This is a genomic window from Arthrobacter sp. SPG23 (assembly GCF_000876655.1).
GTDB lineage: Bacteria > Actinomycetota > Actinomycetes > Actinomycetales > Micrococcaceae > Arthrobacter.
In genome coordinates, this window is the sequence record NZ_JYCN01000018.1 from 67,845 (window position 1) to 90,292 (window position 22,448).

The window sequence follows — 22,448 nt, forward strand, 5'->3', positions numbered from 1 at the left end:
GCCTGTGAAATCCTGGATCTCCCGCCCTGTCCCTCAGCTCCCGGGCCGCATGCCCGCCGTTCGGATTTTCGACACCGCCGAGGGCGCCTACAGCACCCTCGAAGCCACGGGTGAGCAATCACTGTACGTCTGCGGCATCACCCCCTACGACGCAACCCACATGGGGCACGCGGCCAGCTACGTCGCCTTCGACCTGCTGAACCGTGCGTGGCGCGACGGCGGCCAGCGCGTCGCCTACGTCCAGAACGTGACCGACGTCGACGATCCGCTCCTCGAGCGGGCCACGGCAACGGGCGTTGACTGGCGCGAGCTCGCCACAAGCCAGATCAAGCTGTTCCAGACCGACATGGCCGCCCTCAACGTCCTGGCACCGGATCATTACGTCGGGGCGGTTGAATCCATTCCGGAAATCGTTCCCGCCATTGAACGCCTCCTGCACCTCGGCCTGGCCTACCGCGTCCCCGGCTCTGGCGGGGAGCCCGACGGCGACGTTTATTACGACGTCGAGGCCGCCAGCAAGCACTCCGCGGAGGCCCGTGACGCCTGGACCCTCGGCTCGGTGTCCGGCCTCTCCGAGACTGAGATGCTGGAGCTCTTCGCCGAACGCGGGGGCGATCCCGGCCGCCAGGGTAAGCGGCAGGCCCTGGATCCGCTGCTGTGGCGCGTGGCCCGCGAGGGTGAACCCCGCTGGCCCGGCGGGGAACTGGGGGAGGGAAGGCCCGGCTGGCACATTGAGTGCACGGTCATTGCGCAGAAGTACCTGCCGGCACCGTTCACCGTCCAGGGCGGAGGATCAGACCTCATCTTCCCGCACCACGAGATGGGCGCAGGTCATGCCTATTCCTTGGCCGGCGTCCCCCTGGCACGGCACTTTGCCCACGCCGGAATGGTGGGCCTCGACGGCGAAAAGATGAGCAAGTCCAAGGGGAACCTGGTGCTCGTGTCCAAGCTCCGGGCCGCCGGCGAAGAACCTGCCGCCATCCGCCTGGCAATCCTGGCCCACCATTACCGCACGGACTGGTCCTGGACGGAAGCGGGCTTCGCCGAAGCGAAGACCAGGCTTGGCGAGTGGCGCGACGCCCTGACCATAGCCCCGGAGGGTTCCGCCGCCACGCTCATTGCGGAGATGCGGAGCGAGCTGGCCAACGACCTGAACGCCCCCGGCGCCCTCGCGGCCGTGGACCGCTGGGCCGCCGATGCGCGGAAGCACACAGGTGCCGGCTCGCCGATGGACCAGGCGCTGGCCAGCGACGCCGTCAACGCCCTGCTCGGCGTCGAACTCTAAATCTCTTTAAACAAAACGCGGTCCCGGGCGAACTTCGCCGGGGACCGCGTCCTGTTTAACGCTGCGCCCTACTGCTTGTCCTTGCCGCGGCGTTTGAGGTACCGCTCGAATTCGCGGGCAATGGACTCGCCGCTCGCCTCCGGAAGGTCAGCGGTGTCCTTTGCTTCCTCCAGCTGCCGCACGTAGGCCGCAATCTCCGGGTCCTCGGTGGCGAGCTCATCCACCCCGCGCTCCCAGGCGTCGGCTTCTTCCGCCAGTTCGTGCGTGTCGAGCGGCACCTGCAGCAGCTCCTCGATCCTGTGGAGAAGGGCCAGCTGCGCCTTGGGCGAGGGGGCCTGGGCAACGTAATGCGGGACGGCCGCCCAGAGGGACACGGTGGGCAGTCCGGCCAGCAGGGCCACTTCCGACAGCACACCGACGATTCCAACCGGCCCCTCGTACTGCGATGCCTCCAGGTTCATGCGTTCCCGGAGGGCGCTGTCGTCCGTGGACGTGCTCACCGGAATCGGGCGACTGTGAGGCACGTCAGCGAGCAGCGCGCCCACCAGGATGACGTAATCCACGTGCAGGGCCTCGGCATGGACCAGCAGTTCAGCAGTGTATGCCCGCCATTTATAGGACGGCTCCGTGCCCTGGACAAAGATCACATCGACATTCGCGTCCGGCGCACTGGCTTTGTAAATCCGCGTGGATGGCCATTTGATCTTGCGTTCCCCGGATGAGGTCCGCCGGATCGTGGGCCGTGTGAACTGGAAGTCGTAGTACTCGTCGGCATCAATCGATGCCACTTTCTTGCCGCCCCACAGTTTGTTCAGGTAACGCAGGGCATCGCTCGCTGCTTCGCCGGCATCATTCCAGCCTTCAAAGGCGGCGAGCATCACCGTGATGCGCTGGCCTTCCGGCACGGGCTGCAGCAGCCGCTCCGGCTCGGGCGTGGCACCCGGTTCGCTGGTGTCTCCGTCGAAGCTATTCATTTCTTCACCCTACGTCCAAGACACCGCCGGGTGCATGGAATGAAGCGCCACAAATCTTCCGCGGGGCGCAGCAGCGCCGCGGCAACACAGCAGCATCCTGCAGGATATTCGCCGAGGGCGTAGTGCAGGCACCCTCCCGATTGCCGCACCGTAGACTTGGAGCTATGCGATCCTCAGCCTCCGAGCCACTTCTCAAAGCCGCTTTATGGGACATGGATGGCACCATCGTCGACACTGAACCGTACTGGATCGAAGCTGAGCACGCGCTCGTTGCCGCCCACGGCGGCCAGTGGTCCCACGCGCAGGCCATGCAGCTGGTGGGACAGTCGCTGGTCTTTTCAGCCGGAATTCTCCAGGAGGCCGGAGTCAGGCTCGAAGCGCGGGAAATCATCGACTCATTGACGGCCCAGGTGGTCAGCAAAGTCCGCAAGTCGGTTCCCTGGCGGCCGGGTGCGCGTGAACTGCTGGACCAGCTCCACGAGGCAGGCATCCGTTGCGCGCTGGTGACGATGTCCGAGGGGCCGCTTGCACGCGAGGTTGTCGCAGCGCTGCCGAAGCCCTACTTCGAATTCCTGGTCACCGGCGACACCGTCACCAACGGCAAGCCCCACCCGGAGGCCTACCTCAAAGCGGTCGAACTGCTCCAGCAAGGGGACCCCGCACTGACCATCCACGACTGCGTTGCGCTCGAAGATTCGGCGCCCGGCGTGGCTGCCGCTATGGCCTCGGGAGTGGCGACCGTGGCGATCCCGCACATCGTGCCGCTTCCGAACGATCCGGCCCGGGCCACGTGGCATTCCCTCGAGGGCCGCACCGTGGCCGACCTGCAGCAGCTGGTGGCCCGGCGCGGTGAGTTCCCGGCAGGGGACATCGGCCTGCAGGACGCAGCCGTGCGGAGCCACGGCCTTGACTGATCCGGCAGGCGGCGGCGACCCGAAGGTCGCCAACGGCCGCAGGGAAGGCATATCACTGGGCCGCATCGCCGGGATCCGCGTGGTCCTGGCGTATTCATGGTTCATCATTGCGGCGTTCACGGTGATTGTGTACGGACCGGTGCTTGAGGGCCAGTACCCGGACATGGGCATCGCGGCCTACTACGTGGCCTTCGCCTATGCTTTGCTCCTGCTCATCTCAGTCCTCGTCCACGAGCTCGCGCACGCACTGACGGCCAAGATCTTCCATTGGCCCACCGAGAAGATCGTGCTGAACCTCTGGGGCGGGCACACCCAGTTCGAGGGCTTCACCGCCACGCCCGGCCGCTCTGTGCTGGTGGCGATGGCCGGGCCTGCTGCGAACATCGTCCTGGCCGGTGCCGGCTGGCTGTTTATCGTTGCAACGGATCCCTCCGGCGTGGCGGGGATCCTGTCCAACATCTTTGTCTGGGCGAACCTGCTGATCGGCATCTTCAACGTCCTCCCCGGGCTTCCGCTCGACGGCGGGCGCCTCGTTGAGTCCGCGGTCTGGAAGGCCACCGGCAGCCAGGAAAAGGGGACCGTGGCTGCGGGCTGGGCGGGCCGGATCATCGTTATTGCCCTGGCTGCCTGGTTCGTCCTGCTTCCGTTGCTGCGCGGCGACCGCCCCGACGTGTCGCTCATGCTCATCACGGTGCTGGTGGGAAGCTTCCTCTGGATGGGGGCCTCGGCCTCCATCCAGCACGGGCGGCTCCGGAGCCGGCTGCACCTCGTCAATGCGGCGGCCCTCGCTGAACCGGCCGTCGGAATACCGGAATCCTCCACGGTGGCCGATGTCCTCCGGCTTGCCCCGCAGGGCACTCCGGCCATTGTCCTGTGCGGACCGGACGGACGGCCGGCGGGAATCGTTTCCGACGTCGCCGCCGCCTCCGTTCCGGCCGGCGCAGCAGCTGGAACGCCAGCCACAGCCGTATCGCACGCCCTCAGCCCCGGCGCCTATGTGCCCGAGTGGTCCCAAGGCCAGGAACTGGTGCAGTACCTTGCCCAGCTTGACGGCCACGAGTATGCAGTGGTCGATCACCACGGAAAAGTGACCGGACTGCTCCGCCAGCAGGCCGTGGTGAGCGCCATTACAGGCAAAGAAGCGCGCCGCAGCGGGCGCGCAAAGGCGCAGAACCGGTAGAGTTACCTGCCGGTCGTGAAATACCGCCGCCCGGGGCCGGCGTCTGGTGCCCGGCCGTCTTGATGCACGGCCCACAGGTTTACAAAAGCGAGGAATATTCCATGAGCAGCGAAACTGCCGCCAACAACATCACGTCGGGTCACACCGCAGAGACTGCCGGTACCACCGCAGTAGTTCCGGTGGGCGCCGCCCGGCGTCGGGGTCCGTTCCGCGAAGGCGAGCGTGTGCAGCTGACTGACGAGCGCGGCCGGATGAACACCATCACCTTGGAAGCAGGGGGAGCATTCCATACCCACCGGGGCTTCCTGAACCATGACGAAATCATCGGCAAGGTGGACGGCTCCGTCGTCACCAACAATGTCGGCCAGCAGTACCAGACCCTCCGTCCGCTGCTCTCTGACTTCGTTCTGTCCATGCCCCGCGGAGCTGCAGTGGTTTACCCGAAGGATGCCGGCCAGATCGTCACCATGGCGGACATCTTCCCGGGCGCCCGCGTGGTGGAGGCCGGCGTGGGTTCGGGTGCGTTGTCGATTTCGCTACTGCGTGCAGTCGGCGACAACGGCTACCTGCACTCTTTTGAGCGACGCGAGGAATTCGCGGACATTGCCCGCGGCAATGTGGAAACAATCTTTGGCGGCCCGCACCCCGCCTGGAAGATTTCCCTCGGCGATTTCCAGGAGGAAGTTGTCCGCAGCGAAGCTCCCGGGTCCGTGGACCGGGTCGTACTGGACATGCTGGCACCGTGGGAGTGCCTTGATGCCGTCGCCACCGTCCTGGCTCCCGGCGGCGTGTGGATCAACTACGTTGCCACCGTGACCCAGCTGTCCCGCACGGCGGAAGCGATCCGCGCCGACGGCCGCTTTACCGAACCCGACGCCTGGGAATCCATGGTCCGCGGGTGGCACCTGGAAGGCCTGGCCGTGCGGCCGGACCACCGCATGGTTGCCCACACAGGCTTCCTGTTGGTCACCCGCAGGCTCGCAGACGGCGTTACCGGCATCTCGGTCAAGCGCCGGCCTTCCAAGACCGACTTCAACGAAGAGGATGTGAACGCCTGGACCCCGGGAGCCGTTGGCGAGCGGCTCGTCTCCGACAAGAAACTGCGCCGCGCAGCACGCGATGCGATCGCCGGAACCAACGTCAAGGACGACCCGGAGGTCACGAACTAGTCCGTATTTCGGATGTCTCCAGCAGTACCCGGCTTCTTGGGGCTAAGGTCTTAATAGAAGCGCAGGAAGGGGCTGATGCATGATGGAGACTCCGAACAACGACTCCTCACGGACACCGGACGAGGCCGCAGGGGCAGTGGAACCTGAGAATGCCCGCTATGTGGCCAACGAACTCTCAGTTGCGGACCGTCAGGTGAACATCCTTCGGGACAAACTGCGGCACATAGACCGCCAGCTTGCCGCCGCGACGCAGAACAACTCAAAACTGGTGGGCATGCTGGAAACCGCGAAGGCGGAGATCCTGCGTCTAAAGAACGCCCTGGACCAGGAAGGCCAGCCGCCCTACAGCTTTGGCACCATTCTGCAGCTGAACCCCAAACGGCAGCCCACAGCCGGAAACAGCGGGCAGGCGGCCACGGAAGAGTCAGTGGACATCTTCAATGCCGGCCGCAAAATGCGCGTCGGGGTGAGCCCGCTGGTGAACATGAACCAGCTTGCCGTCGGGCAGGAAGTCCTCCTCAACGAAGCACTGCTGGTGGTGGCAGGACTCGGTTACGAACGCGCCGGGGAACTGGTCACACTCAAGGAAATGCTGGGCACCGACCGGGCCCTCGTTGTGGGACGCGCCGACGAGGAACGCGTCATCCGCCTTTCCGGAGCGCTGATGTCGGAGAAGCTCCGTGTCGGCGACGCCCTCTCCATCGACTCCCGGACGGGGTATGCCCTCGAGAAGGTTCCGCGCTCGGAAGTGGAGAACCTTGTGCTCGAGGAGGTTCCGGACATCACGTACGAGGACATCGGCGGCCTGGGCCCGCAGATTGAACAGATCCGGGATGCCGTTGAGCTCCCGTTCCTGCACCCGGACCTCTACCGTGAACACGGCCTGAAAGCTCCCAAGGGCATACTCCTCTACGGCCCGCCGGGATGCGGCAAGACGCTGATCGCGAAGGCCGTGGCCAATTCCCTCGCCGCCAGGGCCGCCGAGCGCACCGGGAACGTGGACCTGAAGAGCTACTTCCTGAACATCAAGGGCCCGGAGCTCCTGGACAAGTACGTCGGCGAGACCGAGCGGCACATCCGCCTGATCTTCTCGCGGGCACGGGAGAAGGCCTCAGACGGCAGCCCCGTCGTCGTGTTCTTCGACGAGATGGATTCGCTGTTCCGCACCCGCGGCACCGGCATCTCCTCGGACGTCGAAACAACCATCGTGCCGCAGCTCCTGAGCGAAATCGACGGCGTTGAACGCCTGGACAATGTCATTGTCATCGGTGCGTCGAACCGTGAGGACATGATCGACCCGGCCATCCTGCGTCCGGGCCGGCTGGACGTCAAGGTCAAGATCCAGCGGCCGGATGCGGAAGCCGCCGCCGATATCTTCTACAAGTACATCACCACGGACCTTCCGTTCCACGAGTCCGACCTCGCGGAACATGGCGGTGACGTCCAGGCGACCGTCGACGCCATGATCCAGCGCACCGTTGAAGCGATGTACTCCACCGAGAAATCCAACGAGTACCTCGAGGTCACCTACGCCAACGGCGACACAGAGATGCTGTACTTCAAGGACTTTAACTCCGGGGCCGTCGTGCAGAACGTGGTGGACCGCGCCAAGAAGTACGCCATCAAGGACCTGCTGACCTCGCAGCAAAAGGGCATTCGCATCGACCACCTGCTGCGCGCCGTCGTCGATGAATTCCGCGAGCACGAGGATATGCCCAACACCACCAACCCGGATGACTGGGCGCGCATCTCCGGCAAGAAGGGTGAACGCATCACCTACATCCGCACTATCGTCCAAGGCAAGGCAGGACAGGAGCCCGGCAAATCCATCGAGACAATGCCCAGTACGGGCCAGTACCTGTGACGCCCCGCGGCGCAGGGGGTGCCCGGGGGTCCGCTGCCGGCAGGCGGGGCGATGCGGGTGATGGGTTCGGAAACCGAGTACGGCATCCACGCGCCGTCAGCGCCGGGCGCCAACGCCACGATGATGTCAGCCCGGGTGATTCAGGCCTATGCCCAGCTGACGCGCCAGCGCGCCGCCGGGGGCGCGGAGACACGGTGGGACTACACAGACGAGGAACCGCTGCATGATGCGCGCGGGTGGACCCTGGAACGCAACCAGGCCGACCCCAGCCAGCTGACGGACCAGCCTCCGGTCCTGGATGCCGAAGCTGTGGCGCTGGCCTACGGACGTGAGGAACTGGAGCAGGACGGCGAGGACGAAACGGGCTCGCTCCTCATGAACATGGTGTTAGGCAACGGCGCGCGCCTGTACGTGGACCACGCGCATCCGGAGTACTCCAGTCCGGAGGTCACGAACCCTCGGGATGCCGTCGCCTGGGACGCCGCGGGAGATGTGGTGGCACTTTCCGCAGTTCGCCGCATGGCCGCCGATCCCCAGCTTCCGCCGGTAAACCTGTACAAGAACAACACGGACAACAAGTCGGTGTCCTACGGCTCGCACGAGAACTACCTCATGCCGCGCGTGGTGCCCTTCGGCGATATCGTCCGGGGACTCACGCCGTTCTTCATCACGCGCCAGGTCATGTGCGGGGCCGGCCGCGTGGGCCTTGGACAGGACAGCTCCCGGGCGGGGTACCAGATCAGCCAACGGGCGGATTTCTTCGAGGCCGAAGTTGGCCTGGAAACGACCATCCGCCGGCCGATCATCAATACGCGGGACGAGCCGCACGCCACGGCGGACAAATACCGCCGGCTGCATGTGATCATCGGTGATGCGAACCTCAGCCAGGCCGCGAACTACCTCAAGTTTGGTACGACGGCCATGGTGCTCAGCCTGATCGAGGCGGGACTGGCTCCCCGCGTGGAGGTCCATGAGCCGGTGGCGGCCCTGCAGGCGGTCAGCCACGACACCTCGCTGACCGCCACCCTGCGGCTTCTGGATGGCCGCCGGGTCACGGCGCTGGACCTGCAGTGGATGTATCACGAGGCCGCCGCCAAGCTCGCCCAGGACACCGGGGTGGGCGATGCCGTGGACGGTGACGGACACACGCACGCCCTCCTTGAACGCTGGGCTGCGACGTTGACGGATCTCGACAGCGACCGCACGGCTGCTGCCTCATCGGTGGAGTGGCTGGCCAAGCTTTCCCTGCTGGAAGGCTACCGGCAGCGGGACGGACTGGAATGGAACGACGCCCGCCTGGGGCTGGTGGACCTTCAGTGGGCCGACGTCCGGCCTGAAAAGGGGCTGTACTACCGGATGCTCGCCCGCGGCCGGATGGACCGGATCGTCGACGACGAAACGATCGCCCGTGCGGTAACGGCACCGCCGTCGGACACGCGTGCCTATTTCCGCGGCCGCTGCGTCAGCAGCTTCAGCAAGGACGTGGTAGGTGCCAGTTGGGACTCGGTGATCTTCGACGTACCCGGCCACGGACGGCTCCAGCGTGTGCCCACCCGCGAGCCCCTGCGGGGTACGGAGGCCCTCACCGGAGGCCTCTTTGCGAGGCACAAGGACACCGGATCTTTCCTGGCCGAATTACTCGGACAAACTCCACCTCCGCCACCGGCATAAAGCACCCCACCACGGCTTAAGGCGTGGCAATATGGGCTTACAGGATGTCCCCTCTCACCAGGGACGGATAGAAGGAGAAGGAAATGGCAGGCCAGGAGCAGCAACAGCCGCAGTCACGGGAAACCGAATTCGAAGACGACGCTCCCGCAACGCCGCCCGCGACCGGGGACGCCCAGGCATCGGCGGCCACCCAGGGCGTGGACGATCTCCTGGACGAAATCGACGGCGTCCTCGAATCGAATGCCGAAGAATTCGTCCGCGCCTTCGTTCAAAAGGGCGGCCAGTAGGGCTCAGGCTGCCATCGCCTGAACGGAGGGACGGCAGCCCGGACGCCCGCAGAGACGTTGATCCACCACGTTGAAGGAGTGCATCAGTGCAGGACACCACAGCCAACCAGGTAGCTGCCAACGCGACGTCATCATTCACTGAACACCTCCAACGCAACAGGCCCGGCTTACTTCCCTACAATCAGCCGTTCCAGGCCGCGTCCACCGGCTCGCAGCCGCTGCAGGTGCCGCACGCCACCACCATCGTCGCGCTGACCTACGGCGGGGGCGTCCTGATGGCAGGAGACCGCCGCGCCACGATGGGGAACGTCATTGCCAGCAGGCACATCGAAAAGGTGTTCCCTGCCGACAGCTATTCCGTGTTGGGAATTGCCGGCACCGCGGGCATCGCCATCGACCTCACCCGGCTGTTCCAGGTTGAACTGGAGCACTACGAGAAGATCGAGGGCACCCTGCTGAGTCTCGAGGGCAAAGCCAACCGGCTTGGTGCCATGATCCGCGGAAACCTGGCCATGGCCATGCAGGGCCTGGCCGTGGTGCCACTCTTTGCCGGGTTCGACTTGCCTGCGGGCATCGGCCGCCTGTTTTCTTACGATGTCACCGGCGGACGGTACGAAGAAAAGGAACACCACGCCGTGGGCTCCGGGTCGGTGTTTGCGCGGGGGGCACTCAAGAAACTCTGGCGGCCCGGGCTCACGGCCGACGAGGCGGTGGCCGTGGCCGTGGAATCCCTGTATGACGCGGCGGACGACGACTCGGCAACAGGCGGGCCGGACCCCGTCCGGCAGTTGTGGCCGGTCGTTTACACCGTGGAACGCAGCGGTGCAAGGCGTGTACCGGACCACAACCTCGCCGCCGTAGCCGGGGCCATCATCGAGGCCCGGACAACAGCACGGCGGGAGGCCTGATATGACTCAACAGTTTTATGTGTCACCCGAACAGCTGATGAAGGACCGTGCGGATTTCGCACGGAAGGGCATCGCCCGTGGCCGTTCAGTAGTGGTCATCAGCTGCGAGGAGGGGATTGCCCTCGTCGCGGAAAATCCGTCCCCGTCGCTGCACAAGATCGGTGAAATCTACGACAAAATCGCCTTCGCCGCCGTCGGAAAATACAACGAGTTTGAAAGCCTTCGCCAGGCCGGGGTCAGGTACGCCGACGTTCGCGGCTACTCCTACGACCGGGAGGATGTCACAGCCAGGGGGCTGGCCAGCGTTTACGCGCAGAGCCTGGGGGCAGTGTTCACGGCCGAGCAGAAACCCTTCGAAGTCGAACTCGCTGTCGCGGAGGTCGGGGGGAGTCCTGCCGACGACCACCTGTACAGGCTGACGTTCGATGGTTCGATTGCCGACGAAAAACGATTCATCGTGATGGGCGGTCAGGCCGACAAAGTCGCCGAGACGGTGGAAGGCGGCTGGCAGCAGGAACTGAACTTCGCCGGTGCAATCAGGCTCGCAATGAAGGGCCTCGTCACCGACAAGGAAGCCGGCGAATTGCCGGCGTCAGCCCTGGAAGTTGCAGTACTGGACCGCGCTTCGGAAAGCACCCGGGGATCCCGGCGGGCCTTCCGGCGCCTCGGCGACGACGAAATCGCCGCCCTGCTGTCTGAGGAGAACTGAAATGGACAAGCGCATTTTCGGCATTGAAACCGAGTTCGGCATCTCATACTCGAGCCCGGACTCGCGTCCGCTGGCACCGGAGGAAGTGGCACGCTACCTCTTCCGCAAGGTGGTCAGCTGGGGCCGTTCCTCCAATGTCTTCCTGACGAACGGGTCCCGGCTATACCTGGACGTCGGTTCCCACCCCGAGTACGCCACCGCCGAATGCGACGACCTGGGACAGCTGATCGCCCATGACCGCGCGGGCGAACTGATCCTGGACGACCTCGTGGACGAGGCCCAGGAAAGGCTCGCCGCGGAGGGATTCAACGGCACGGTTTACCTGTTCAAGAACAACACCGACTCCGCGGGCAATTCGTACGGCAGCCACGAAAATTACCTCATTCCCCGCCGTGGTGAATTCTCCAGGCTGGCGGAGATCCTGATCCCGTTCCTGGTGACACGCCAGCTCATCGCCGGTGCCGGCAAGATCCTGAAGACCCCGCACGGCGCCACATTCGCCTTTTCCCAGCGCGCGGACCACATCTGGGAAGGCGTTTCCTCCGCCACCACCAGGTCCCGTCCCATCATCAACACCCGGGACGAGCCCCACGCCGATGCGGAGTTCTACCGACGCCTCCACGTCATCGTGGGCGACTCCAACATGTCGGAAACCACGGCGCTCATGAAGGTCGGCACTGTGGACCTGATCCTGCGGATGATCGAGGCCGGCGTGATCATGCGGGACATGCGGATGGAGAATCCGATCCGCAGCATCCGTGAGATCTCCCACGACCTCAGCGGACGGGCGCTCATCCGGCTTGCCAACGGCCGCCAGCTCACGGCCCTCGAGATCCAGCGCGAGTACCTGAACAAAGTGACGTCGTTTGTCGCCGAGAACGGCGCCCACAACCAACATGTGCCCCTCATCCTGGACCTGTGGGAGCGGACGCTCACGGCCATAGAAAGCGGAGATACGAGCACGATCGACACGGAGATCGACTGGGCCATCAAGAAGAAACTGATGGACAGCTATCGGAACCGGCACGGGCTGGGACTGGATGCTCCGAGGATCGCCCAGCTCGACCTCACCTACCACGACATTTCGCGCACCCGCGGGCTTTACTACCTGCTGCAGTCCCGCGGGGCAGTCCGCCGGGTGGTGGATGACACGGCAGTCAAGGACGCTGTCGATGCGCCGCCGCAGACAACGCGGGCAAAGCTCCGCGGCGACTTTGTCCGCCGCGCCCAGGAACTCGGCCGCGACTACACGGTTGACTGGGTTCATCTGAAGCTCAATGACCGCGCCCACCAGACGATCCTGTGCAAGGATCCGTTCCGCAATGTGGATGAGCGCGTAGATGCCCTCCTGGACTCTATGGGCTGATACCCAGCTTCAGGGGCTATTCTGGATGGGGCCGTTTAACCGGCCACCGACTGCGTTGCCGCGCGCACCACTCGCGGCATCGCATCCATCTTGCCCCGACGAAAGTTCTTACGTGCGCCGACTACTAGCAATTCTCATTCCCGGACTGCTGCTGATTACCGCCTGCGGCGGAACGCCTGCAGCCCCGGAACCCACCAGCCAGTCTGCTGGCGAGACCGCCAAGCTCGACTCCCTGAAGCTTACGGACAACGGGGACAAGAAGGCACCCCGAGTCGAATTCGACAAGCCCCTGGACGTGAAGGAACCCACCGTCAAGGTGGTCACCGAAGGCGACGGGGAACGCCTTAAGGCCAACCAGATCGCCGATATCTCGATCCTCGCCGTTAGCGGCAAGGACGGCTCCACTCTCGAAGACACCTTCGCCAAGGACCCCGAGCCCCTCGAGTTGAACGATGCCCTCAAGACCGGAAACGCCGTGATTTACAACGCGTTTGTGGGCGCAAAGGTCGGCTCGCAGCTTGCCCTCGCCGTGCCGGGCCAGGCCACCCAGGAAGGTGCCGAAGCCGGCCCCACGCAGTTGCTCGTGGTGAAGGTCCTCTCCGCGAAGGACGCCCCGAAGGTGCTCGACAAGCCGGAGGGTGAGACGGTCACGCCTCCCGCCGGGCTTCCCACGGTCAAAGAAAACGACAAGGGAATTCCGGAGATCTCCGTTGACGGCGTCAAGGCCCCCACGGCACTCGTCTCCCAGGACCTGATCAAGGGCACCGGTCCCGCCGTCAAGGAAACCGACACCCTGACAGTGAACTACGTCGGAGTCACCCTGAACGGTGGAAAGAAGTTCGATTCCAGCTTCGACCGCGGAGAAAAGGCCAGCTTCCCGTTGACCGGCGTCATCAAGGGCTGGACACAGGGCCTTGCAGGCAAGACCGTGGGCTCACGCGTCCTGCTGGTCATTCCGAAGGATCTTGCCTACGGTGATGCGGGACAGGGCGAGGCCAAGGGCGACCTTGTGTTCGTCGTCGACATCCTCGGCGTCAAGTAAGCCAACCCAACCACAAAAAGGAGCAAACATGTCATTTGGACAACGCAATTTCGACCGCCAGAAGCCGGAAATTGACTTCCCCGAAGGTGATGTACCCACCGAGCTGGTCATCACGGACCTCATCGAGGGCGAAGGAGCCGAAGCCAAGCCGGGCGACACCGTCTCCACCCACTACGTCGGAGTCGCCTGGTCCACCGGCGAAGAATTTGACGCTTCCTGGGGCCGGGGCGCTCCGCTGGACTTCCGCGTCGGCGTCGGCCAGGTCATCCAGGGCTGGGACCAGGGCCTGCTGGGAATGAAGGTCGGCGGACGCCGCCGCCTTGAGATCCCCTCCGAACTCGCTTACGGTTCCCGCGGTGCCGGCGGAGCGATCGCCCCCAACGAAGCACTGATCTTCGTTGTGGACCTGGTCGGAGTCCGCTAAGCGGATCCCTGCCCGTCGCCGGCCGGACAGCTGTGGGGAGCGCGGTAACAATCGGAAGGAAATTTCCGTTTGTTGCCGCGCTTCCGGCGTTAAGCCGCGGCGGCTTTAGTAACGTAGCCAAGGTGTCCGCCCTACGTACAGAACGCCTCCTTAACCTGCTCATCGCGCTGCTCAACACCCGCTACGGCCTGCGGCGCAGCGAGCTGCGCGAAAAGGTCTACCACGACACCACCAGCACCGAGGTGGCCTTCGGCCGCATGTTCGAGCGAGACAAAAGCGACCTCCGCCAGTTCGGCTTCGACGTCGAAGCGGTCATGGACCACGGCTGGAGTTCCGACGATCCTGCCACGACGCGCTACCGGATCGGCAAGGAGTCCAACCGGCTCCCTGACGTCAACCTCAGCTCCGCCGAATGCACCGTGCTCATCCTGGCGGCGCAGCTGTGGGAGCAGGCCGCCCTCGGCTCGGCAGCGCAGAACGCCATGCGCAAGCTGCAGGCGGCCGGCGGGCTCACTGAAGCAGAGCTGCCGGCAGGCGTCCAGCCCCGGATCAAGCCTGCCGGCCAAGCCTTCGAGGACCTCGTGACGGCAATGCACGCACAGCATCCAGTGACCTTCAAGTACCTGGCGGGCAGCACCGGCCGAGAGGAACTCAGGACAGTTGAGCCTTGGGGCCTGGGGAGCCGTTTCGGGCAGTGGTACCTGGTGGGCTTCGACCGGGGCCGTGGCGCGAAGCGCTTCTTCCGCCTGTCCCGCTTCACCTCCGCCGTGGCTGTGCAGGAAAAGGAACACTATTCCCCGCCGCAAGGCTTCAACGTCCGGAAGGAGCTGGACTCCCTTCCCGAGCTGCCGGTGCAGTCTGCCATCGTGGACGTGGCGCCGGCCAAGGTGCTCGGCCTGCGGAAGCGCGCCACCGACGCCCCTGCCGCCGGCCCGCCCGTCAACATGCCCGACGCCGGCTGGGACCGGCTCAGCCTCCCTTTTCGGGACGCTGAGGTGCTCGGTGAAGAACTCGCATCCTACGGGCCGAATGTCGTGGTGGTCGCACCGGCAGAACTTGTCACCGCTGTCCGGAGGAGGCTGACGGCCGCTGCCGACTTCGCGGCGTCTCCGGCTCCGGCCATCGTCTTTCCGGATACCGTTCCCGCGAAGCGCCCGCGCAAGCGGACGTCCGAGGACCAGCTCAAGCGCATGCTTCAGCTCGTGCCGTTCCTGGTCCACAACCAGGGCCTGCATATCAGCGAGGTTGCGTCCAGTTTCGGAGTTACCCGGAAAGAGCTGGAGGACGACCTGCGGATCCTGATCTGCTCCGGCCTTCCCGAGGGATACCCGGATGATCTCCTGGACATCCAGTGGGAGGATGACCACGTCTTCATCACGCAGGACCTTGACCTCAATCGTCCGGTCCGCTTTACCGTGGACGAGGCATGCGCCCTGCTGACCGGCCTGGAGACCCTCAACGGCCTGCCTGAGCTCGCCGAGGGTAGTGCGCTGGAGTCTGTCACGGTGAAACTGATGGCGGCAGCGGGGGAGGAGGGCCTGAAGGCGGCGTCCATCGCCGGCCCCGAAGTGGGTCCGGCGAATTCCGCGCATCTTGCGACCATCCGCCAGGCCATTGCGGACGGCCTGCAACTGCACCTCACGTACTTTTCCGCGCAGCGCGACTCCATGTCCGAACGGGACGTCGACCCCCTGCGGCTCTACTCGCTGGACAACACCTGGTACTTCGAGGCGTACTGCCACAGCGCACGCGGACTGCGCAATTTCCGGCTGGACCGCATCGAGGCCCTGGCGCCGAACGGACGGAGGGTCACCGACGCGGCAAAACCCGCCGACGGTTTTCCGGTGAAGCTATTCACCCCGAACGACGACGACGCTTTGGTGATCGTCGAACTGGCGCCCCAGGGAATCGGACTCGCGGACGACTACTACGCCGAACGGACGGCGCCGCTCCCGGGCGGCGGGCTCATAGCGGAAATCAGGTTCGGCAACACCGCGTGGCTGCCCATGTTCGTTGCCCAGCACGGCGGCACCGTCCGCATTTTGGCACCGACGAGCCTGGCCGACGCAGCCCGGGGTTGGATCGAGGCAGCCCTGGCCCGTTACGGCGACTAGACTACTCAGCATGCCTTGGTGGTCTTGGATCCTGATCTGGATAGCGCTCGTAGCCGTTTCCCTGCTCTTCTATGTGCTCCTGGGCATCAGGCTGTTCAGGCAGTTCATGGCCACGGTCAAGGACCTGGGCGCCGCCGGAGAGCGGTTCGGGGCCCCTCTGGCCAGCCTCACGGACGCGGACCCGCAGGGGGAGCCGGCGCCGGGCGGGGAGCCACGTGCGCAGCCCGGTTCAGCAGTTTTTGCCTCGCCGATGCAGATGAGACATGATTACCTCACGTCCAAATCCTCCCGCAGGGAAGCGCGCCGCCAGCGGCGCGTTCAGCGCAAAGCGGACCGTGGCCAGCCCCAGGCGCTGCGCGACATCGAATTCGGTTAGACGTAGGATGTATTTCGAGGAAAGGACTTCCAGTGGGACGACTCTTTGATGGCCCTTGGCCCATCGTCATTATTATCATCGTGGCTCTGTTGCTGTTTGCCGCGCCCAAGCTTCCGGCCATGGCCCGCAGCCTCGGCCAGTCAATGCGCATCATCAAATCCGAGGTCAAGGAAATGAAGAACGACGGCAAGCCCGAGGCCAAGGAGGGCACGGATCCGGTCGAAGGCAAGATCGTCAACCACCCGCAGTCCCGGCCGCACAACGGTGACTCCGGCAGCGCAGACGGCACCGACGTTCCGCCGTCGAACCGCGTTTGACCTGAAGTGGCACTGACGAAGGGCCGCAAATCCAACCCTGAGGGTCGGATGGCCCTGATGGATCACCTTAAGGAGCTCAAGAACCGGCTCATTAAGTCGGCGATTGGCCTGGTCATTGGCGGCATTGGCGGCTGGATCCTCTACGACCCGGTATTGAGCGCCCTCAAGGAACCGGTTGATCGGATTGCCGAGAACACCGGCGGCACTTCTTCGGTGAATTTCTCGAGCATTGCGTCGCCGTTCGACTTCAAGCTGCAGCTCTCGCTGCTGATCGGCGCCGTCATCTCCAGCCCCATCTGGATCTACCAGCTGTGGGCTTTCATCACGCCCGGCCTCACCAAGAAGGAACGGCACTATACGCTCGGCTACATGGCCGCCGCCGTGCCGCTGTTCCTCGCGGGTGTGTGGGTTGGCTGGATGGTGACCCCACAGGTAGTGCGGGCACTGACGCAGTTCACCCCTGCCGGGTTCTCCAACCTGATCGATGCCCGCGACTACGTCGATTTCGTCACCCGCATGGTTTTGTTCCTTGGCCTCGCTTTCCTGGTGCCCGTGGTTCTGGTGGGAATCAACATGGCCGGCATCATCAGGGGTGAAACCATCCTGAAGGCCTGGCGCATCACGGTGTTCCTCGTCTTTGTGCTTGCCGCTGTGGCTGCCCCGGGCGCGGATGCCCTGTCCATGTTCCTGCTGGCCGGACCGCTGCTTGCACTGTTTTTCGCCGCTATCGGACTCTGTATCTTCAATGACCGGCGCCGGGACCGGAAGGCCGCGAAAATCGCCGCCGAAACTGAAGCGACGGCCGACGTCGCAACGCCCGGCACCGAACTGGGGAAACTGTAGTCCCACGCCCACTAGGCTGGAAGTATGTCCTCCACAACCGGGCCACAGTCGCCGTCCGAACTCTATCGGGCCAGTGCCGAACGGACCGCAGAAGCTAAAACGTACCTCGGCGCATTCGTGCGGTCGCTGGATTTCGAACTCGACGATTTCCAACGCCAGGCATGCCAGTCCCTGCAGCAGGGGAGGGGTGTCCTGGTTGCGGCCCCTACCGGCGCCGGCAAGACCATTGTTGGGGAGTTCGCCATCTATCTGGCACTCCAGCGGGGACTGAAAGCCTTCTACACCACCCCGATCAAGGCGCTCAGCAACCAGAAGTACTCCGAGTTGGCAGATAAGTACGGCCCGGAAAACGTCGGACTCCTCACCGGGGATACCAGCATCAACGGCGACGCCCCGGTAGTCGTGATGACAACCGAGGTGCTGCGGAACATGCTCTACGCGGATTCGGACACCCTGGATGACCTCGGCTTCGTGGTCATGGACGAGGTCCACTACCTCGCGGACCGGTTCCGCGGCGCCGTCTGGGAAGAAGTCATCATCCACCTTCCCAGCGAGGTCCAAGTGGCATCGCTGAGCGCCACTGTCTCGAACGCCGAGGAATTCGGTGCGTGGCTGGACACTGTCCGCGGGCACACCGACGTCATCGTTTCCGAGCACCGGCCGGTACCGCTGTGGCAGCACGTCATGGTGGGGCGCGAAATCGTGGATCTGTTTGCCGGAGAAACGACGTTTGACGAGATCGCCCCCGAAGGCGAAGCGGATCCCGCCGCGACGGCAATGACGGCGAACGCTGCCCTTGAACGGGGCTTCGAAGTGAACCCCGACCTGCTGGCGATGGCGCGCACCGAGAGCCAGATGAATTCACGGGCCCGATTCGGCCATGGCGGACGAAACCAGCGCCGCCAGCAAAGCCAGCGGGGGGATAGCCGCCACGGCCAGGGCGGCCAGCAGAGCCCTGTCAGAAAGGCCAGCCGCCCGCAGGTAATTGCCAGCCTGGACCGCCAGGACCTGCTGCCCTCCATCACCTTCATCTTTTCCCGCGCCGGCTGCGACGCCGCTGTGGCCCAGTGCGTCTCAGCCGGTCTATGGCTGACCACTGAGCGTGAACAACAGGTCATCGCCCGCCGCGTTGACGAAGCCGCGCAGGACATTCCGTCGGACGATCTTGACGTACTTGGCTTCTGGAGCTGGCGGGACGGCCTCCTGCGCGGGCTGGCAGCCCACCACGCGGGGATGCTCCCCACCTTCAAGGAGGTCGTGGAGAAGCTGTTCGTCGAGGGCCTGGTGAAGGCGGTGTTCGCCACCGAAACCCTCGCGCTGGGCGTCAATATGCCGGCACGGTCCGTGGTGCTCGAAAAGCTGGACAAGTTCAACGGTGAAGCACACGTTGGGATCACCGCCGGCGAATACACCCAGCTGACGGGCCGCGCCGGCCGCCGCGGCATAGACGTGGAAGGCCACGCCGTGGTGCTGTGGCAGCCCGGGACCGACCCGACTGCGGTGGCAGGCCTGGCATCGCGCCGCACCTACCCGCTGAACTCCAGCTTCCGTCCCACGTACAACATGAGTATCAACCTCCTGGCGCAGTTCGGCAGGCCGCGCGCCCGCGAAATCCTGGAGTCCTCTTTTGCCCAGTTCCAGGCGGACCGATCAGTGGTGGGCCTGGCCAGGCAGGTCCGGAGCAGGGAGGAATCCCTGGCCGGCTTTCAGAAGTCAATGACCTGCCATCTGGGCGATTTCACCGAATACTCACGGCTGCGGCGGGAGCTGTCGGACGCGGAAAATGTCGCATCGCGCAGCACCTCCAAGGCCCGCAAGTCCATCGCCGAGGACTCGTTGAGCAGGTTGCTGCCCGGCGATGTGGTGGATGTGCCAACGGGGAGGGCTCCCGGATTGGCTGTTGTGCTCGGCTCCGACCACAACTCCCGTGAACCGCGGCCTGCAGTGTTGACGCTGGACAACCAGCTTCGGAGGATAGGCGTCCAGGACCTGGAGGGGCCCATCACGCCGGTCACCCGGGTCCGGATACCTAAGTCGTTCAACGCAAAGGTGCCCAAGTCGCGCAAGGACCTCGCGTCGTCGGTCCGCAACGCAATCCGGGAAAACCGTCCCCCGGCTCCCGGGAACGCCCGCAATGCTGATTTCGGCAGGGCAGCGGCCCTGCCGGATCTCGAGAAGCGGATCAGCGATCTGCGGCTGGCGTTGCGTTCCCATCCCTGCCACGGCTGCAGTGAACGCGAGGATCATACACGGTGGTCGGAACGCTGGTTGAAGCTTCGCCGCGAAACGGACGGACTGATCCGCGAAATCCAGGGCCGGACCAACACCATCGCCAAGACCTTCGACCGGGTCTGCGACCTTCTTTCCAGCTACGGTTACCTCGAAACATCCGACTCCGGAAAGGTGACCATCAACGCGGACGGCCAAAAGCTTCGCCGCATCTACGGCGAGAAGGACCTGCTTATTTCGCAGTCGCTGCGGCAAGGCGCATTCAGCGACCTCGATGCCACCGAAGTGGCTGCCCTCGCCAGCGTTTTGGTTTACCAGGCAAAACGGGAGGAACGCGGACTCCGGCCCAGGATGCCCAGCGTTTCGCTGGAGACGGCGGTGGACATCGTCGTCCGGGAATGGTCCGTGCTGGAAGACGCCGAGGAAGAGAACAAGCTTCCGTTGACCGGGGAGCCGGAACTGGGGCTCGTCTGGCCGATCTATAAGTGGGCCAAAGGCAGGCACCTCCAGGAAGTCCTTAACGGCACGGACCTTGCCGCGGGCGACTTTGTCCGGTGGGTCAAACAGGTCATCGACCTGCTCGATCAATTGGCAAAGATCCCCGGCCTGGATCCGAGGCTTTCACGGCTCTGCTCGGAGGCCATCATCCTGGTGCGACGCGGTGTGGTCGCCTACTCCACCGTGGTGTGACGCCGCAGGCGCCGCCCCGCACACTTCCACCCATTTCAAGGCTGCTTAGGAGCACCACACACCATGACGGACGCACGGGCGGACCTGCCAGACGGAAAACGCAAGGTAACGCTGTACCGCAACGGTTCGGTCTACACCGCCGCCGACCCCTTTGCCACCGCCATTCTGGTGGACGGTGACACCGTGGCGTGGGTCGGTTCAGAGCAGGCGGCAACGTCGATCGCGGATTCGTCCATGGACATCATCGACCTTCAGGGCGCACTGCTGGCCCCCGGCTTCGTCGATTCACATGTGCACCTGACGGAAACAGGCATTGCGCTGGACTCGCTGCAGCTGGGGAAGGTGCGTTCTGCGGCCGAAATGCTGGATGCCGTAGCTGCCTCCGTGGCGGCCAAGCCAGTCGACGCCGGCGCAACAGTGCTCGGCCATGGCTGGGACGAGAGCAGCTGGGCGGATCAGTCCCTGCCCAGCCGTGAGGAACTGGAGCGGGCAGCGGGCGGCCGTCGCGTGTATCTGTCGCGGGTGGACGCCCATTCCGCCCTGGTGTCGTCCTCGCTGGCCGAGTCAGCGGGACTGGCCGGCCTGGATGGCTTTTCGTCCGGCAGCCAGATAAAGGGCCGCGCCCACACGTCAGCCAGGCTTGCTGCCCGGCAATTGCCGGACGACGTACTGCAAAGCTTTCAGGCACGGGCCCTGGCCGAAGCCGCCGCCAACGGCTACGTGGCCGTGGCCGAAATGGCAGCACCGCATATCGGCAGCGCTGCGGACCTGCGGATTGCAGCCGGGTGGAACAGCCCGGAGGGCTCGCGGAAGGCCGTGCCTGAAGTGCTCCCGTACTGGGGCCAGCTGGCCGGGTCCGAGGACGAGGCCCGCGGCATCCTCGAAAGCCTGGGGGCCGGTGTGCGCGGCCTCGCGGGGGACCTGAACATTGACGGATCCCTGGGGTCCCGCACAGCCGCCCTGCGGGACGACTACAGCGATGCCCCGGGGGAGCGGGGCAACCTCTACCTGTCCGTGGACGAAGCAGCAGCCCATCTGGCAGCGTGCTCGCTGCTGGGCATTCAAGCCGGGTTCCACGTCATTGGCGACGCCGGACTCGATGCGGCGTTGGACGCCCTGGACCAGGCAGCAGCCGAAGTGGGGGAGCCACGGGTCAGGGCAGCCGGCCACCGGTTCGAACATGTGGAAATGGCCGATCCAGGGGCAATCAGCCGGCTCGCCAAGTACTCAGTGACCGTCAGCGTGCAGCCGGGATTCGACGCCATCTGGGGCGGACCGGGACGCCTCTACCACGAACGGCTGGGGCGCCGGGAGCGCGGTATGAACGCCTTCGCATCCTTCTACGCGGCGGGCGTGCCCATCTGCTTCGGCAGCGACAGCCCGGTCACGCCGTTTAGCCCCTGGGCCAGTGTCCGCGCCTGCCTTGAGCACAGCAACCCGGACCAGCGCATCTCAGCCCGTGCGGCGTTCCTCGGCCATACAAGGGCCGGCTGGCGGGCAGCCAAGTACAGCAATCCAATGGCCGGACAGCTGGTTCCGGGTGCGCCAGCCAGCTTTGCTGTCTGGGAAGTGGAGGAACTCATGGTCCAGGTTGCGGACGGCCGGGTGCAGTCGTGGAGTACGGACCCCCGGGCACGCACACCATTGCTCCCCGCGCTGGACACCGGCGCCAGCCCGGTATGCCTGCAGACCGTCCGGGACGGGAAAGAGTTGTTCACAAACGGCTCCCTGCAGTCATAGACGGGAAAGCTACCGGCGCGCCGTATGCCACTGACCTGCGGTAACACCTAAAACCGCACGTCAAGCGCGGGTTGACACTCCGGGGCCTGTCCGTAGCATTGAGTCGCAACGGACGGATCCACAGTCGAAGGGCTCCGTCTGGCCACGTGACCTTCCAGCAGGATCCTTAGCCCGGGACTGCCGGCAGGCCAGACTGTGGCAGTCCCAGGGGCAGGTCCACTTCGCAGCAGAAAACAGTTCCGCCGAGGCATATCGCATCCGTCCGAAACTGGCCCGAGGCGCGTGGACCTGCCCGCGGCTCCCCGTGGACGGCGCCCGGAGTGCGCAAACTCCCTATAATGGTGAC

General features: G+C 64.9%; 19 protein-coding genes. 18 read left to right on the plus strand and 1 reads right to left on the minus strand.

The window, feature by feature from the left end:
- Nucleotides 1–4: 4 nt before the first annotated feature.
- On the plus strand, nucleotides 5–1,285 hold the full coding sequence (mshC, locus tag TV39_RS11095; protein WP_043481618.1) for a cysteine--1-D-myo-inosityl 2-amino-2-deoxy-alpha-D-glucopyranoside ligase: 1,281 nt from the start codon (nucleotides 5–7) through the stop codon (nucleotides 1,283–1,285).
- 68 nt (nucleotides 1,286–1,353) lie between these two features.
- Here the strand turns inward: mshC and TV39_RS11100 are convergent, their stop codons facing one another.
- Entirely contained in the window at nucleotides 1,354–2,259 is a 906-nt protein-coding gene (locus tag TV39_RS11100; RefSeq protein WP_028269220.1) for a PAC2 family protein, read from the minus strand.
- Between the two features lie 164 nt (nucleotides 2,260–2,423).
- Between TV39_RS11100 and TV39_RS11105 the strand changes: the two genes are divergently transcribed.
- The 17 genes from TV39_RS11105 (at nucleotide 2,424) to TV39_RS11185 (ending at nucleotide 22,102) form a co-directional block, all read left to right on the plus strand.
- Nucleotides 2,424–3,173 (plus strand): HAD family hydrolase, encoded by a 750-nt coding sequence (locus TV39_RS11105; RefSeq protein WP_043481620.1) that lies wholly within the window; start codon nucleotides 2,424–2,426, stop codon nucleotides 3,171–3,173.
- Nucleotides 3,166–4,353 (plus strand): site-2 protease family protein, encoded by a 1,188-nt coding sequence (locus TV39_RS11110; protein WP_043481622.1) that lies wholly within the window; start codon nucleotides 3,166–3,168, stop codon nucleotides 4,351–4,353. The genes TV39_RS11105 and TV39_RS11110 overlap by 8 nt, the downstream gene beginning before the upstream one ends.
- A gap of 101 nt (nucleotides 4,354–4,454) precedes the next feature.
- Nucleotides 4,455–5,522 carry a tRNA (adenine-N1)-methyltransferase gene (locus tag TV39_RS11115; RefSeq protein WP_043481623.1) on the plus strand — a complete coding sequence of 356 codons (1,068 nt, stop codon included), beginning with the start codon at nucleotides 4,455–4,457 and terminating at the stop codon, nucleotides 5,520–5,522.
- Nucleotides 5,523–5,604: 82 nt separating this feature from the next.
- Nucleotides 5,605–7,386, plus strand: a complete 1,782-nt coding sequence (gene arc, locus TV39_RS11120) for a proteasome ATPase (protein ID WP_043482196.1) — start codon at nucleotides 5,605–5,607, stop codon at nucleotides 7,384–7,386.
- A 51-nt stretch (nucleotides 7,387–7,437) separates the two neighbouring features.
- Nucleotides 7,438–9,057, plus strand: a complete 1,620-nt coding sequence (dop, locus tag TV39_RS11125; RefSeq protein ID WP_043481625.1) for a depupylase/deamidase Dop — start codon at nucleotides 7,438–7,440, stop codon at nucleotides 9,055–9,057.
- 83 nt (nucleotides 9,058–9,140) lie between these two features.
- Nucleotides 9,141–9,344 (plus strand): ubiquitin-like protein Pup, encoded by a 204-nt coding sequence (locus TV39_RS11130; RefSeq protein ID WP_043481627.1) that lies wholly within the window; start codon nucleotides 9,141–9,143, stop codon nucleotides 9,342–9,344.
- Between the two features lie 86 nt (nucleotides 9,345–9,430).
- Nucleotides 9,431–10,252, plus strand: a complete 822-nt coding sequence (prcB, locus tag TV39_RS11135) for a proteasome subunit beta (RefSeq protein ID WP_043481629.1) — start codon at nucleotides 9,431–9,433, stop codon at nucleotides 10,250–10,252.
- A gap of 1 nt (nucleotide 10,253) precedes the next feature.
- On the plus strand, nucleotides 10,254–10,961 hold the full coding sequence (prcA, locus tag TV39_RS11140) for a proteasome subunit alpha (protein ID WP_043481630.1): 708 nt from the start codon (nucleotides 10,254–10,256) through the stop codon (nucleotides 10,959–10,961).
- A gap of 1 nt (nucleotide 10,962) precedes the next feature.
- A complete protein-coding gene (pafA, locus tag TV39_RS11145) occupies nucleotides 10,963–12,327 on the plus strand; it encodes a Pup--protein ligase (RefSeq protein ID WP_043481632.1) in 1,365 nt (454 codons plus the stop codon).
- A 112-nt stretch (nucleotides 12,328–12,439) separates the two neighbouring features.
- Nucleotides 12,440–13,369, plus strand: a complete 930-nt coding sequence (locus tag TV39_RS11150; RefSeq protein ID WP_043481634.1) for an FKBP-type peptidyl-prolyl cis-trans isomerase — start codon at nucleotides 12,440–12,442, stop codon at nucleotides 13,367–13,369.
- A 28-nt stretch (nucleotides 13,370–13,397) separates the two neighbouring features.
- Nucleotides 13,398–13,793: an FKBP-type peptidyl-prolyl cis-trans isomerase gene (locus tag TV39_RS11155; protein ID WP_043481636.1), complete on the plus strand. Its 396-nt coding sequence runs from the start codon at nucleotides 13,398–13,400 to the stop codon at nucleotides 13,791–13,793.
- A gap of 122 nt (nucleotides 13,794–13,915) precedes the next feature.
- On the plus strand, nucleotides 13,916–15,907 hold the full coding sequence (locus TV39_RS11160) for a helix-turn-helix transcriptional regulator (protein ID WP_043481638.1): 1,992 nt from the start codon (nucleotides 13,916–13,918) through the stop codon (nucleotides 15,905–15,907).
- Nucleotides 15,908–15,917: 10 nt separating this feature from the next.
- Entirely contained in the window at nucleotides 15,918–16,283 is a 366-nt protein-coding gene (locus tag TV39_RS11165; RefSeq protein WP_043481640.1) for a hypothetical protein, read from the plus strand.
- Nucleotides 16,284–16,315: 32 nt separating this feature from the next.
- Complete coding sequence (gene tatA, locus TV39_RS11170; protein ID WP_043481642.1) at nucleotides 16,316–16,600, plus strand: Sec-independent protein translocase subunit TatA; 285 nt, start codon at nucleotides 16,316–16,318, stop codon at nucleotides 16,598–16,600.
- A gap of 48 nt (nucleotides 16,601–16,648) precedes the next feature.
- Complete coding sequence (tatC, locus tag TV39_RS11175) at nucleotides 16,649–17,443, plus strand: twin-arginine translocase subunit TatC (RefSeq protein ID WP_043481644.1); 795 nt, start codon at nucleotides 16,649–16,651, stop codon at nucleotides 17,441–17,443.
- Between the two features lie 24 nt (nucleotides 17,444–17,467).
- Complete coding sequence (locus tag TV39_RS11180) at nucleotides 17,468–20,362, plus strand: DEAD/DEAH box helicase (RefSeq protein ID WP_043481646.1); 2,895 nt, start codon at nucleotides 17,468–17,470, stop codon at nucleotides 20,360–20,362.
- 63 nt (nucleotides 20,363–20,425) lie between these two features.
- Nucleotides 20,426–22,102 (plus strand): amidohydrolase, encoded by a 1,677-nt coding sequence (locus TV39_RS11185; protein WP_043481648.1) that lies wholly within the window; start codon nucleotides 20,426–20,428, stop codon nucleotides 22,100–22,102.
- The last annotated feature ends 346 nt before the right edge of the window (nucleotides 22,103–22,448 follow it).